Origin of the sequence: Bacillus cereus group sp. TH152-1LC (genome assembly GCF_027710505.1) — a bacterium.
In the GTDB taxonomy this organism is placed as follows: Bacteria; Bacillota; Bacilli; order Bacillales; family Bacillaceae_G; genus Bacillus_A; species Bacillus_A mobilis.
This window is the reverse complement of sequence record NZ_JAQFNK010000007.1, coordinates 230,815-245,005: the sequence shown is the minus strand read 5'-3', so window position 1 is coordinate 245,005 and position 14,191 is coordinate 230,815. Positions and strand designations below refer to the sequence as shown.

Genomic DNA, 14,191 nt, shown 5'->3' with positions numbered 1-14,191 from the left:
GAACGCTTGAAAATAGTAGACAGAGTTGCTTATTGGCAGGTGTGGCAATTTTATTGAAAAGATTTTAAACAGGTTCTAAGAAATATTTGTTTATATTCAATCGCAAAAACAGTATCAATATTCGGTACCTCTATGTATAGTTTCGCATTAAGTTTATATGTTTTACAAATAACTGGATCAGCGTTAAATTTCGCGATTACGCTCATATTAGGAACAATTCCAATGATTGTTATGAATCCATTTGCTGGTGTAATTGCTGATAAAGTTAATAAAAAGAAACTAGTTGTTTGTATGGATCTACTAAGTGGCTGCTTATTAATAGCTGTTTATATAGTAAGCAGCCATTATGGATTAAACTTATTCATCATTTATACTACGACCTTTCTAATGACGGTCTTTACAACCTTTTTTGGAATAGGATTAGAAGCTGCGAAACCGAATATCGTCTCTAAAGAGAGGCTTATGAGTATTAATTCTATAAGTAAAATTATTGATTCTGTATCTCTAATTCTTGGCCCCATGTTAGGTGGTATCATTTTTTCAGTATTTGATATTAAAACTTTTATCATTATAAACGGTATTTCATTTATTCTTTCAGGGATAGCATTACTATTTATTCACTTTAAACTGTTCGAGTGTAATATAAATGAGGAAAATTCAAAAAGAAGAGTTAATTTTATTAAAGATATAAAAGAGGGGTTTTCTTACTTACTTGATAAGGAAAGCTTAAAGAATACGTTTCATATTTTAATTTCGTTTAATTTCTTCTTAGGCTTTGCTGTTATCGTTCCATTGCCATACATTATTAACACAGTACTCAATCTTAGTTCTAAGCAATTTGGTATCATTCAAGGGACCTTTCCAGTAGGGATGATAATTGGTGCAATTGTAGTAAAAAAAATATCTGATCGTTTTTCTTACTCTTATCTTTTGAAAAAGCTAAGTTATATGTTGTCAGTTATTATGATTTTTTCAGGGGTTCCAGTTTTATTCAAAAGCTTTGAAGTGAATGATTTTGTATTCGTTATTACGTATTGTGTTGTTATGATCTTTTTAGGGCTTATTATAGCGCTAATTGATATTCCTTTAATCTATTTCATGCAAAAAGAGATCCCTAATGAATATAGGGGAAGAGTGCTTAGTATTGGATTAAGCTTAGGAAAAATGATGCAGCCAATAGCACTCGCAATATCAGGTCTATTATTAAATTATATTCCAGCCTACATCATTCCAATTGTAGGTGGAATCTTATATTTAATAGTAATTAAGATTTCATCAAATCGTTTCACGTTAGAAGTGCATTCAAAAGATTATAGTGCTTCGTAGAATCTTAGGTTATTTATAGAATGGATATTGCTACATCATTCAAGGTAAGAAAAGCAAATACTATAAAACGTATAGGCCTATTCTTAGTATTTGTTTTTGACTATATTCCAAAATCTGATGATTACTTACAAAACAAGTATGGGGAACAATTTACATTGTATAAACAGAAAACAAAAAAACTAATACCGTTTATTTGGTAAATCAACTTCATAAATTATAAAAAGCGCAGGAGGATGATCCTGCGCTTTTCTATCGTAATTCAGCTGTTTTTCTAATAACAATCTTATCAATATCATCTTCTTCATCACCGATAAATAACCCGCGTTCTTTTAAATACGCCTCAAAATATAAATCTGCTTCTGCACGTTCATCATACGGTTTTACAGATAGAACGAAACCTAATTTGTTTTGTTCCTCTAAATGAGAAGTGGAGATGTAGGCCGGTACATTGTGGCGTAAAAAGAGTTCTTTAACCGGAATAATCATATCTTTCATTAATTTCGTTAACATACCCATTTCAAACTCGAAATTAAAGCGATCTATGCTACATAAATCAGCGAATACTACACCGATAAAACCTGTATTAAATACTTCTTGATATTCTACATCTTCGTCATTACCGTAAAAATTCTTTTCGATTAAATAATTTATAAAGTAAGCAACACCGTCACTTTGTTCAAATGGTTTCGTTGAAAGAACAAAGCCAATTTTCTTTTGTTTATGTAAATACACACATGACATGTATGCTGAAATGTTATGTTCTTTAAATAGAGAACTTGTTGCCCCAGAGAGGCCATCAAGTACGTGATGAACAATTTGAAGTTTTTTACGAGCGAAATAATAGGATTTCTTTTGTAACTCCAATGTATCAATAAAGACAGAGCCGATAAAGCCTGTATTTGAAATGATAGGTGTTTGCTTTTTTCTTCCTCTGCGCTTTGCTTGAGCCATTGTAAAAATCATCCCTTCATGTACAATTAAAATAAAAAGAACGTTTGTTCGTATATTTATATTTTACTATTAAAACGCTATAAAGTAAAGGGTTTTTGACGAAAAAAACAACAAAAAAGACACCTGTAAAAGGTGCCTTAAACACTGTAGGGAAGAGGGTTCATCCCTACAATTTATATTATGATACAGAAACAATCTCTTCTGTATCTTCTACATCTAAATGACAGTCCATAGTACGAACATCTTGATCTTCATGACTTCCGAAATAAATAGTAATTTTCATATGTATCGCTCCTTTATTCTAGGAATACCTAAAATAATTACTAGTAATGTTAATATTTATTATATACCACTTTTTTCATTCCGACAACGTTATATCATTTTTAATTCTTTTAGGGTGAAAAGAGTGATGTATAGAGCTATTTTTATAGAAATAGGCATATTTCATATATGTTATATTTAATACTGAACGATTCGAATACGAATTTTTATGAAAGGAGAAAAAAGAATGAATTATAAACAGTTATTAATAGATAACTTCACATATAAAACGTCATATATTGCGCGACAGGTACGTGGAATGAATGTAAAAGAAACGAAGGATTATATTGCTGTAGACTGTGGTTTACCTGCAGATACATTTAATATCATTACTTTACTAAACAATGATGTAACGGAAGGTATTGAGAAAATATATAAAGTGGTAAGCACATATAATCAAAAGAAATTTCCAATGAGTATTTGGTTTTGGGATGATAGGCATGAGCAAACTATAAAAAACGAATTAATAAAACTTGGCTTAAAAGAAACAGAACAAAATATCGCGATGGTAGCAGACTTAAAGACAATTCAACCAACAATAAAAATGCCCGAAGGTTTTACGATACAAAGAGCATCTTCGTTAGGACAAATTAAAAAGTTTGGGGAAACGTTAGCTAATCTATTTGGTACATCAGAGGAAGGTACACATGTACAAGCATTCTACAATCAAACCACTTCTTCCGATTTATGGGATAACGGGAATATGAAACTATACTTAGGGATTTTTAAAAATGAAGTCGTATCGGTTGGTTCATTAGTATGTACAAAAGATAGTATTGGTATTTATGATATAGCAACGAAAGAAGAAATGAGAGGGCAAGGATTTGGCTCTACTATGTTTAATTACTTGCTGCAAGAAGCAAAAGAATTGAACGTTGCTCAATGTGTATTACAAGCTTCACCTGATGGAATTAATATTTATAAAAAGGCTGGCTTTCGATCTGTTGGGCAAATGGCTGTTTTTGAAAATCGACATTTATTTGAATAGATTATCCAAGCCGAATTGCTGTCGTGTAGGAGTTAATACATCATTATGAAAAAAATATATATCATTATAATCATTTGCACTTTTATAGTAATAGGTACTTTTGTTTTTCATAAAACAAATGAACTTAAGTACACGAAAGCTATTAATCAATTAAATCATATAAAAAATATTGCACATAGAGGTGCTTCTGCGTATGCGCCGGAACATACAATACCAGCTTATACATTAGGACAACAATTAAAAGGAGATTATATAGAAATTGATCTTCAAATGACAAAAGACGGACATTTAGTAGCTATGCATGATGAAACAGTAAATCGCACTACAAATGGTACGGGATTAGTTAAGGAACATACATTAGAAGAAATAACGAAACTAAATGCAGGTTCTTTTTTCAATGAAAAGCAACCAAGTTTAGCGAAGAAAGAATTTGAGGATACTAAAGTCCCAACACTAGAAGAAATTATTGAAACGTTCGGGCATGGTGCAAACTATTATATTGAAACAAAATCACCAGATGAATATCCTAGTATGGAAGAAAAGCTATTAGAAATTATAAAGCACTACGAAATAAGTGATAACGTTATTATTCAATCATTTAGTGAGGAAAGTCTGCAAAAAATTCATAGTTTAGATGTTACTATACCTCTAGTACAATTACTACCTTACAAAAAGGCAGTTCAATTAACTGAATTAGAGATAAAAAAGTATAAAACATACTGTATCGGTCTTGGGATGAACTATAAATATATTGATTCAGCATATGTAAAGCGAATTAAGAAACACGGATTAGAAGTTCATCCATTTACTGTAGATAATGAAACAGACATGAAAAAGTTACTTCTCTGGGGAGTTGACGGGATGTTTACGAATTACCCGGATCGTTTACATTCGTTACTACAATCTTAAACTATATTGGTGTAATTATCACTGAACCAATAAAACAAGTATCCACAAGTATACAAAGATAGTTTGTGGTCCAAATGGTAACATCATTGAATGCATAGAGCCGATATTGAAATGAAATCCGAAAAAAGAATCCAATATTTTTATTGGATTCTTTTTATTTAGCTCTAAGTGACGAACTTAAAGCGATATGAATTTGAATTTGTTAATAAAATATTACATTGAGTATGATTTTTTGTAATTACCATCAGAAAGTAACGAAATTGTAATGAATTTTAACTACGCTTTTTATATTTTTTTGATACACTGGCTACGAGAGGAATACCGATTAATGTAGGTAAAAACCAAAACCATATAGGTGGTAGTAAATTAACTATGGGAATATGAATACCGACATTTACTAATAGCGCGGTAACGGCACCAATATAAGAACCTAACATACCTCTAATATGGTGATGCAGCCAATTTTTTCAACGTTTTTTTCGTGCTAGGTAGCCATAAATCGCAAATGAATAAGATAAAATTGCTACATAAAATAAATATGCGATTTTATCCCAGTTAATAATGGATAATATAATTGCAGTAACGGTGATTACAACATAGGATGCATGATATATTTCACCCCACTCCGTGTGTTTTCCTTTCTTCTTTTGAGCAACCATCGCTACAATACCAGTGATTAAACATATTGTTCCAAATAATATGTGGATGGTTAAAAGAATGTTAAAAATGCTCATAATAATTCCTCCTTTTTTATTTTTATAGTATTGCAGTATAGGAGAAAAGTTGAAACATATTGTTTATTCACCTTAATATATTGAAATAAAGGTACTTCTAGAACACATTTAAACGGACAAATTTTTCTTGAATTTAGTGAGTCACGTATTACGTGAAATGAAGGAGAGACTTCCATGTTTACATCTATTACATATTTACAATCTGGGAATGAAAAGCAACAAAAAGTGTATGATGTTTTGAATAAATTAAACATAATGGAGGATTTAACTTTGTATAGTCCCGTTCTTTGCGGGACAATCCCTATAAGAATTGATACCCTTCAATCCGACTTAGATATAGTAATGGAAGTACATAACTTTTATGTTTTTGAACAGGAAATGAGATCTTTATATGGTTCTTATGAAGGATTTAAAATAAAAAAGAAAAAAATTAAAAATACAGAATCGATAAAGGTGAATTTTGAATTTGAAGGTTTTGAATTTGAATTATTTGCTCAGCCTAAGCCAGTACGTAACCAAAATGCATATAGACATATGATCGTAGAGCACATGTTATTAATGCAGCACCCCCATATTAGGGAAGAAATTCTTCGCTTAAAAGAGAACGGTTTAAAAACAGAACCTGCTTTTGCTCAAGTATTAAACATTGACGGAGATCCTTATGAAGAGCTTATTATGTTGGGGCAGGAAATGAGATTGTGGTAAATACGATACGCAAAAACTCCTCTATAAATAAAAGAGGAGTTCTTGTTATGTCATTAACTTACGGATTAATTCTCCTAACAATTTAATCCCGTTAGTCATTTGATCTGGAGAAGCATAGCCATATGATAAACGAATGTACTGATCTGATTCTTCTTCATATATACGTCCTGGGTTTAAAAGAATTCCTTTTGACAGTGCCTCTGAAAATAATTTTTTCATCGGAATGTTAGGCACAATCTTTAGCCATATAAATAATCCACCACTAGGAATATCCCACGATGCAACATCTGCACAGTACTTATTTAAAGACCGTATCATGATTTGTCTTCGTTCTTTTAATTGAATTCTTACGTTTGCAACATGTTCTTCATAAAAACCTTTATGTATCCATTCAGCAGCAACTCTTTGGGATAATGAACTCGATCCGTAGTCTGTTTGCATTTTTATATCTGACAATCTATCAATTACAGGTTCTGGTCCAATAATCCATCCAATTCTAAGACCAGGAGTAAGTGTTTTAGAGAGACTACCAACATATAATACATGTCCATGTTTATCTATCGACTTTAAAGGAGCTGGAGGTGGTTCATCAATCCATAATTCGCGGTAAATATCATCTTCAATAATAGGTAACTGTTCTTTTTCACATATTTTTAATATTTCTTTTCTGCGCTCTTGAGACATTAATATCCCTGTTGGATTTTGAAAACAAGGGATAGAATATAAAATATTTTTCTTTTGACTATATTTGATTCGTTTTAATAACTCGTTAGGTAAGATACCGTGATGATCCATACAGATACCAGCTAGATTTATATTTGCTGATTGAAACACATGAAGTGAATATAAGTAAGAAGGCTGCTCAAGTAAAACGGTTGATTCTCTATGCAATAGACCAATTGATATTAATTGCAATGCTTGTAACGCACCAGAAACGATTAATATAGAGTTAGGCGATGCATGTATTCCAAATGATTTTACGTAGTTACTAATTGCTTCACGTAACGGTAAAAACCCTTTTTGTTCTTCATATCCAATATAATCTAATTCGTCACTTACACTTTTCATAATGGACTGCATAGTTTTTAGTGGGAAAAGTTGAGGCGCAAGTTCACCTTTACTAAGGTGGATAAGTTCTTTATTTGCTTCTGCTTCATTTATGTCTCGTACCATTAACTTACTAGGCTTATGAATACCAGCCTTTACATATTCACTCCAATCCGGCGGGGGATTCGTCGCGAATAATGACCATGTATTATTCGTTACAATTATTCCTGCTCCAATTTTCCCTTGAATCAATCCATCTGCCATAAGTTCATCTAGTGCAGTTATTACAGTGCTACGATTTACTTGAAATAATTTTGCTAACTGCCTTTGACTAGGGATCTTACTTCCAATTGGCCATTCTCCATTTTCAATTTTTTCTTTCATATAATCTACTATCTGCCGATATTTAGGCAGTTTTTTATTAGTTGTCATAAAAAAACTCCCTCGTTCACTTTAAAAATGCCAAGTGGTTGGTTTATTAGGGAGGGAAAGATGACATGCAGAATAAAAAATGGAATTTACGCATCATATGTGCTCACGCTTTTACGATTTTAATATGGGGAACCGCTTTTCCGGCAATTCGTATGGGACTCGAATCTTATACACCAGAGCACCTTACTCTACTACGTTTATTAATTGCTTCATTTATACTTCTTTTGTTTTCCTTTATATATAAGTTGCGGCTACCAGATTTAAAGGATCTCCCAGCAATTTTTATATTTGGTGCTTTAGGGTTTACCATTTATCACATTGCATTAAACTACGGTGAAAAAACAGTAAATGCTGGATCTGCAAGTTTAATTGTTTCAGTCACACCTATCGTAACGGCTATTTTTGCTTCTGTTTTTTTAAACGAAAAAATGAAAGTAAATGGTTGGATTGGTGGTGTAATTAGTTTTATAGGAATTGCTTTCATATCATTCAGTCAAGGAGATGCTATCCAATTGAATAGCGGAGGATTATTTATATTATTAGCAGCGATTTCAGAAAGCCTATTTTTTGTTTTCCAAACTTCTTACTTGAAAAAATACGGCTTCTTGCCATTTACCATATATACAATTTTATCTAGTACTGTATGTATGCTTATTTTATTACCGGGAGTGTATACAGAAATACTAGCAGCTCCTCTTGAAGTGAACATGAGTGTTATATATTTAGGTTTATTTCCAACAGTACTCCCATATATCGCATTAGCTTATATCATATCTCATTCTGGTGCTGCTGAGGCAACAAGCTCTCTATATTTAACACCAGTAACTGCATGTTTTATTGCTTGGATATGGTTAGGTGAAGTACCGACTTTTGTTTCAATAATTGGCGGAGGAATCACTATACTTGGAGTATTAATTGCACATGTATCATTAAAGAAAGAAATGCAAAGTGCAGAGTACGGCAATACAGCAAGGTAGTTTGGTTAGTATTTGCAAGAGATATAATTGAACTGTTAATTAGAGTTCTTATTAGTAGAAGGATTAGCATCATGTTAATCCTTTTTATTTATACAATTCTTACTAGTAACATCCATATAAAATTGTATAGTTTAATTATTTTTTTACATATACATAATTATCATCTGCTATTTTCTATATGAAAGGAGATATCCTTTGGAAAAAGTATTATTTTTCGGAGACCCAGGTATTGATGACTCTTTTGCCATTATGTTTGGTTTACTGCATCCTGAAATTGAAATTGTCGGTATTGTAACTGGATATGGAAATGTTGAACATATACATGCTGCGCATAATGCAGCGTATATTTTACAGTTAGCAAATAGACAAGACATTCCTGTGATTAGCGGTGCAACAAAACCACTTACAGAAGAAATTACTACATATTATCCTGAAATTCATGGACCAGAAGGATTAGGGTCTATTCATGTGCCAGAAAGTGTATTGTCTATCCCGATATACAATTTTGGTAGTATTGCCTCGATTCTTGTAAAGTACGGAAAGGACTTAACAATTGTCGATGTAGGAAGATCTACCTCGTTAGCGATTGCTTTTAATTTATGGAATGATTTAATGCTAAATGTAAAAGGAATATATTTCATGGGTGGTGTCTTTTTAGAAGTAGGAAATGTGACGCCATTAGCAGAGGCAAATGTGTATGGAGATCCTATTGCAAGTAAAATTGTTTTTCAGCAAGCAAATAATTTATTTATATTTCCTTTAAATGTAACAAACAAAGCTGCGTTAACGCCAAATATGTTTGACTATATTCAAGCTAATTCAAAGAATCCATTTCATACGATAATGAAACCAATGTATGATTATTATTTTTCTGCATACCAAAAACTTAATCCATCTATCGAAGGGCCATTGCTTCATGATGTGGTTGCTATAAGTGGATTAGTAAATCCAGGTTTTTTCGAATTTGTAAATCGTACAGTGAATGTAGATACATACGGAGATACGAAAGGACAAACATTTGCTGATTTTCGACCTAGTTCTATATCAGAAGGAGCCAGTATAGCTTTAGAAATAGATGAAGAAAAATTTATTCAAGACTTTATTAAAACGATGCTATAAGTCGCTGCCGAAACAGGGATTTATTTCACTACGTTGAATATATAAATACATTCTCTTTATAAAGGAGCTTACAATATTGAATGTCCAGTTAAAGGTTGTTACGAGAGAGAATTGGGAAGATGCTTTAAAGCTACAAGTTAAAGAAAATCAAACGAAATTTGTTCCAGCTGTAGCAGTTTCACTTGCTAAAGTATATATAAAGCCAGATGGTGACAATGTAGAGTACATACCATTTGCGATATACGACGGCAATTTAATGGTTGGTTTTATTATGCATGCTGTTATAAGAGAAACAATTGATATGTATTGGATCAATGGATTTATTATCGATCAAAAGCAGCAAGGAAATGGTTATGGAAAAGCGGCGTTACAAGAAAGTATTTACTTAATAAAAAATACATGTAAGGCGTGTAAAGAAATAAGATTAACCGTACATAAAGATAATCTCTCTGCAAAGAAACTATATGAACATTACGGTTTTCAACCATTGGGACATGATTATGATGGTGAGCAAGTATATCGTTTATTCGTTTAAATATTACGAAGTAAAGGTGTGAAAGGAAATATGCAATTTTCGGAAGTGAAAATCGAAGTGTTTATTCCTGAAGAATACATTGAGATATTACGGGATGAACTAAATAGAATGGGTGCTTGTAAAACGGGAAAATAGGACCATTGTCTTTCCTATAGTTCCGTGAAAGGATACTGGAGACCATTAGATGATGCATCATCTTTTAATGGAGAAATAGCCAAATATGTGAAGGTCAAGAATGTAAAATTGAAATAAAGTGTAAACGGGACCATGCAAAGGATGCACTTGAAGTTATAAACAAAATTCATTCGTATGAAACACCTATGATTTATATTATCCCGATATTAAATGACTATTTTAATCAAATATAAAATAAATGGCTAGGAGGAATAACAATTGAAAAATAAATTTCATCATATTGTACGAGCTGTTATGTTAAAGGATAATAAATTATTATTGGCTGAATATATCGGCCATCATTATTTTTTACCAGGTGGTCATGTTGAAGTTGGCGAATCGGCTGAGAATGCATTAATAAGAGAACTAAGAGAAGAACTAGGAGTAAATTGTAACATAAAACAATTTTTAGGCGTGATAGAAAACCAATGGCAAGACCGTGAAGTTCTTCATCATGAAATCAATCACATTTTTGAAGTAGATTCGCAAGAGCTACATATTGATTTCATACCAAAATCTAAAGAATCTCATTTAGCGTTTCATTGGATAGATTATAATCAAGAAGCTTTACATACGTATAAAATCATGCCAGCGCCTTCTGTTAAAGAGTTACTAGAAAGAAAAATAAGCGATGAACTACTAAACTGTTGGATTAGTAATTTTTAAGTACCTCTATTAATAGTAAATACGTCCACCGAAAGCAGATTAAGAAAATAGGCGAAAAAACAAGGTACATCACCTAGTGTAATTTCATATTTTGTTGATGTACGCATTTAGTCTATAGTCTTATTTCTACTTTGTTTGCAAAAATATATAAACTTTAACATTTGGACGGAATTTATTTTTTATAAATGGAGGGTTTCGTAATGAATCAGTTTCAACAAGACTTACAATCATTAAACCTTAATGATTATCAATCTGGTAATGTTGTATATTGGGATCAACTACAACAAAATCAATATCCATACTATTACATTCAAGACGAAGCACGTCGTTGCGGCGGATGCGGAGGGTGTGGTGGACGCTGTGGTGGATGTGGCGGTGGAAGATGCGGAGGCTGCGGTGGACGTTGTGTAGGTTGCGCTGGATGTTTCGGTTGTTTTAACTGCTGGAACTGGTGGATCATTTAAGTATAGAAAGAAAACTATTTTACTTGAAAGAAAGGTGTGGAAATTATTTTGCACTTTTCTTTCAACTGTAATTGTTATGCGTATTAAGGGGGATTTATTTGTATACTTACGATAAGTTAATTTCTTGGGTAGAAAATATAAAAGAAAAAAATCATAGCTCTACAACAGCACTTTGTATTATAAAAGATAACAAAATCGTACTAGAGCATTATAGTGGATATCACTCAAATACATCGACTAATAAAAAAGTGACCGCATCTTCACAGTTCAATGTTGCTTCTGCTAGAAAAAGTTATTTAGGTTTAATGGTAGCATATGCGCTTTACGAGGGAAAAATAAACTCTATTGACGATGAAGCGATAAAGTATTTTAAAGACTTTGATTCTGCATTGCTCGGTAAAACAACAATAAGACATTTAGTAACCCATTCGCACGGTTTAGGAGAAACGAATGATGGAACAATTTTTCGTGAATTTGAACCTGGACAAGCATGGGCGTATAGAGATGTTAATGTAAGAATGATAACACGTCTTATTTATCAGCTATATAGCAAAAGTTTTCCTGAATTATTAAAAGAGCGTGTGTTTACACCTGCTAATTTTCAAGAAACAGGTTGGAGAATTCAGCAAGATGAAAATTTAGTTGAAGTAGTTAATGACCCAAATAAAGACGCAATTAGTGAAATTGGTACGGTAGATGATGGTACTGAAAAAAATCTGTTTGTCTCAGCTAGAGAATTTGCTTATTGGGGCACTCTTCATTTAAATCAAGGTATGATAAACGGTGAACAAATTGTTCCAAAAGAAGTTATAAAAATTGCTACGAGTTTGCAAAGCCCAACATTTGCAAACAAAGAACTACCACAAAACGGGTTGTTTTGGTTCGTTCAAAATGAACCTGCGCTTTTAAGTGAACTTGGTGAACGAGTTCCAAAAGGATCGTATCAAATATTAGGAATTACAGGACCGACTATATTAGTAATACCTAAATATAATGTAGTTGTTGCAAAAATGTATAATAAAAGATATAACTACGGCGGTGATAATTATTTATATTATTTACGTGAATTTAGCAATTTAGTCGCTGATACATTTCGTAACAATAATAGGGCATAATGACTCCTATAATGAAAAGGAGTGAGAAAAGTGAAAGATAAAATGAATAAAAATAAAAAGCAAAACATTAAAGATGTAAATACAGAACAAAATGCAATTTATAGCGATCCAAAAGACGCAGCTAATATGCAGACGGTACCGCAGCCGAAGGATTTTGATGAAATCGAATATTAATTTTGAGCCATCCGACTATATGATGAAAGAAAAATACATCTTAAGTCCCATCACATGACAGAAGTTTTTTGATATCATATATACATAAGCATTTGAAAATGTCTTATCTTAACAAAGCTTTCTTTAAGTAAATCTAATATAACCTGCAAAAAGACACTTCATTATGGAGTGTCTTTTTGTGTATATGAACTGAATTACCATTTTCCGTACAGTATTATGCAATTTATGATGGATATACTAACTGTGAAAATTCATGTCATGATAAAAGAAGGGGACAGTTAGTATGAAACAAACTTCTATAAATCCGTTACTAATTGTTCTAGGTACAATCATTGTTCAAATTGGCCTTGGGACAATTTATACATGGAGTTTATTTAATCAACCCCTTGTCAGTAAGTTTGGTTGGAACCTCAATGCCGTTGCGATAACTTTCTCCATAACAAGTTTTTCTTTATCATTTTCAACCTTATTTGCAGGAAAGTTGCAGCAAAAGTTAGGACTTCGTAAACTCATCGCTACGGCAGGGATTGTTCTGGGACTTGGGTTAATACTTAGCTCACAAGTTTCTTCCCTACCATTACTCTATTTATTAGCTGGTGTTGTTGTTGGTTATGCAGATGGAACTGCTTATATTACATCACTCTCTAATTTAATTAAATGGTTTCCAAATCGGAAAGGACTTATTTCTGGTATATCTGTTTCTGCATATGGAATGGGTAGCTTAATCTTTAGATATATAAACGGAAGTCTTATTGATAGTCTTGGTGTATCACAAGCATTTTTATATTGGGGTATCATCGTCTTGCTTTTAGTTTTAACCGGATCGTTCTTCTTACGTGAAGCAATCGTAAGTAACACTGTAACTGAATCATTACACAATGACTATACGCCTCGTGAAATGATGCGAACGAAACAAGTATATCTCTTATTTTTTATGCTATTCACATCGTGTATGGGCGGTCTATATTTAATCGGTATGGTAAAAGATATCGGCGTACAGCTCGTTGGACTTAGCGCAGCAACCGCTGCTAACGCCGTTGCAATGATCGCAATCTTTAATACAGTAGGTAGAATTGTACTTGGAACGTTATCAGATAAAATTGGTCGAATGAAAATTGTTTCTGCAACGTTTATAATAATTGGATTGTCAGTCTTTACTTTAAGTTTCATTCCTCTAAATTACGGAATTTATTTCGCTTGTGTAGCAAGTGTCGCCTTTTGTTTTGGTGGTAATATCACAATCTTCCCAGCAATTGTTGGAGATTTCTTCGGATTAAAAAACCATAGTACAAATTACGGGATTGTATATCAAGGTTTCGGGTTCGGTGCACTTGCAGGAGCATTCATTGGAGCATTACTTGGTGGATTTCAACCGACCTTTATTATAATCGGTGTTTTAAGTATTATCTCCTTTATTATTTCGATATTAATTCGTCCGCCAAAAGCAGAAAAGAAAAAAGAAAAACAACATTTGTATCGGAAAGTAGCTTAATTTTAAAAAGAGTCCTCATATAGGGCTCTTTTTATATTATGAAATATTTGATTTTCCTTTTT

14 protein-coding genes and 3 pseudogenes are annotated in these 14,191 nt (G+C 32.4%); 14 read left to right on the top strand and 3 right to left on the bottom strand.

Going from position 1 to position 14,191, the window contains the following annotated elements; translation table 11 throughout:
• Nucleotides 1–84: 84 nt before the first annotated feature.
• Both PDL00_RS18510 and PDL00_RS34870 read left to right on the top strand, forming a co-directional pair.
• Nucleotides 85–1,326: an MFS transporter gene (locus PDL00_RS18510; protein WP_270730544.1), complete on the top strand. Its 1,242-nt coding sequence runs from the start codon at nucleotides 85–87 to the stop codon at nucleotides 1,324–1,326.
• Between the two features lie 71 nt (nucleotides 1,327–1,397).
• Nucleotides 1,398–1,526 (top strand): annotated as a pseudogene (locus PDL00_RS34870) (methyltransferase family protein); the annotation flags it as partial.
• A gap of 49 nt (nucleotides 1,527–1,575) precedes the next feature.
• On the opposite strand, the gene PDL00_RS18505 reads toward PDL00_RS34870, so the two are convergent.
• A complete protein-coding gene (locus PDL00_RS18505) occupies nucleotides 1,576–2,289 on the bottom strand; it encodes a hypothetical protein (RefSeq protein ID WP_002071887.1) in 714 nt (237 codons plus the stop codon).
• A gap of 496 nt (nucleotides 2,290–2,785) precedes the next feature.
• Between PDL00_RS18505 and PDL00_RS18500 the strand changes: the two genes are divergently transcribed.
• Together PDL00_RS18500 and PDL00_RS18495 are read left to right on the top strand one after the other, a co-directional pair.
• Nucleotides 2,786–3,586, top strand: coding sequence for a GNAT family N-acetyltransferase (locus tag PDL00_RS18500; RefSeq protein WP_270730541.1), 801 nt, complete (start codon nucleotides 2,786–2,788; stop codon nucleotides 3,584–3,586).
• Between the two features lie 45 nt (nucleotides 3,587–3,631).
• Nucleotides 3,632–4,495: a glycerophosphodiester phosphodiesterase gene (locus PDL00_RS18495; protein ID WP_270730540.1), complete on the top strand. Its 864-nt coding sequence runs from the start codon at nucleotides 3,632–3,634 to the stop codon at nucleotides 4,493–4,495.
• Nucleotides 4,496–4,767: 272 nt separating this feature from the next.
• Here the strand turns inward: PDL00_RS18495 and PDL00_RS18490 are convergent.
• Nucleotides 4,768–5,229, bottom strand: a pseudogene (locus PDL00_RS18490) (DUF2306 domain-containing protein).
• A 174-nt stretch (nucleotides 5,230–5,403) separates the two neighbouring features.
• Between PDL00_RS18490 and PDL00_RS18485 the strand changes: the two are divergent.
• On the top strand, nucleotides 5,404–5,934 hold the full coding sequence (locus PDL00_RS18485; RefSeq protein ID WP_270730539.1) for a DUF4269 domain-containing protein: 531 nt from the start codon (nucleotides 5,404–5,406) through the stop codon (nucleotides 5,932–5,934).
• Between the two features lie 45 nt (nucleotides 5,935–5,979).
• Here the strand turns inward: PDL00_RS18485 and norG are convergent, their stop codons facing one another.
• Complete coding sequence (gene norG, locus PDL00_RS18480) at nucleotides 5,980–7,413, bottom strand: efflux pump transcription regulator NorG (protein WP_270730538.1); 1,434 nt, start codon at nucleotides 7,411–7,413, stop codon at nucleotides 5,980–5,982.
• A 65-nt stretch (nucleotides 7,414–7,478) separates the two neighbouring features.
• On the opposite strand from norG, the gene PDL00_RS18475 reads away from it, so the two are divergent.
• The 9 genes and pseudogenes from PDL00_RS18475 to PDL00_RS18435 all read left to right on the top strand — a co-directional run bounded on the left by PDL00_RS18475 (nucleotide 7,479) and on the right by PDL00_RS18435 (nucleotide 14,129).
• Nucleotides 7,479–8,390, top strand: a complete 912-nt coding sequence (locus PDL00_RS18475) for a DMT family transporter (RefSeq protein WP_270730537.1) — start codon at nucleotides 7,479–7,481, stop codon at nucleotides 8,388–8,390.
• Between the two features lie 195 nt (nucleotides 8,391–8,585).
• Nucleotides 8,586–9,509 (top strand): nucleoside hydrolase, encoded by a 924-nt coding sequence (locus PDL00_RS18470; RefSeq protein WP_242250588.1) that lies wholly within the window; start codon nucleotides 8,586–8,588, stop codon nucleotides 9,507–9,509.
• A 76-nt stretch (nucleotides 9,510–9,585) separates the two neighbouring features.
• Nucleotides 9,586–10,044 carry a GNAT family N-acetyltransferase gene (locus PDL00_RS18465; protein WP_242250589.1) on the top strand — a complete coding sequence of 153 codons (459 nt, stop codon included), beginning with the start codon at nucleotides 9,586–9,588 and terminating at the stop codon, nucleotides 10,042–10,044.
• Nucleotides 10,045–10,074: 30 nt separating this feature from the next.
• Nucleotides 10,075–10,412: pseudogene (gene cutA / locus PDL00_RS18460) on the top strand (divalent cation tolerance protein CutA).
• 25 nt (nucleotides 10,413–10,437) lie between these two features.
• Nucleotides 10,438–10,884, top strand: coding sequence for an NUDIX domain-containing protein (locus tag PDL00_RS18455; RefSeq protein WP_242250590.1), 447 nt, complete (start codon nucleotides 10,438–10,440; stop codon nucleotides 10,882–10,884).
• 200 nt (nucleotides 10,885–11,084) lie between these two features.
• Nucleotides 11,085–11,348, top strand: a complete 264-nt coding sequence (locus tag PDL00_RS18450; protein ID WP_141524356.1) for a heterocycloanthracin/sonorensin family bacteriocin — start codon at nucleotides 11,085–11,087, stop codon at nucleotides 11,346–11,348.
• 98 nt (nucleotides 11,349–11,446) lie between these two features.
• Nucleotides 11,447–12,463 carry a serine hydrolase domain-containing protein gene (locus tag PDL00_RS18445; RefSeq protein WP_270730536.1) on the top strand — a complete coding sequence of 339 codons (1,017 nt, stop codon included), beginning with the start codon at nucleotides 11,447–11,449 and terminating at the stop codon, nucleotides 12,461–12,463.
• 30 nt (nucleotides 12,464–12,493) lie between these two features.
• Entirely contained in the window at nucleotides 12,494–12,637 is a 144-nt protein-coding gene (locus PDL00_RS18440; protein ID WP_000653369.1) for a hypothetical protein, read from the top strand.
• Nucleotides 12,638–12,920: 283 nt separating this feature from the next.
• Complete coding sequence (locus PDL00_RS18435; protein ID WP_270730535.1) at nucleotides 12,921–14,129, top strand: L-lactate MFS transporter; 1,209 nt, start codon at nucleotides 12,921–12,923, stop codon at nucleotides 14,127–14,129.
• Nucleotides 14,130–14,191: the final 62 nt, after the last annotated feature.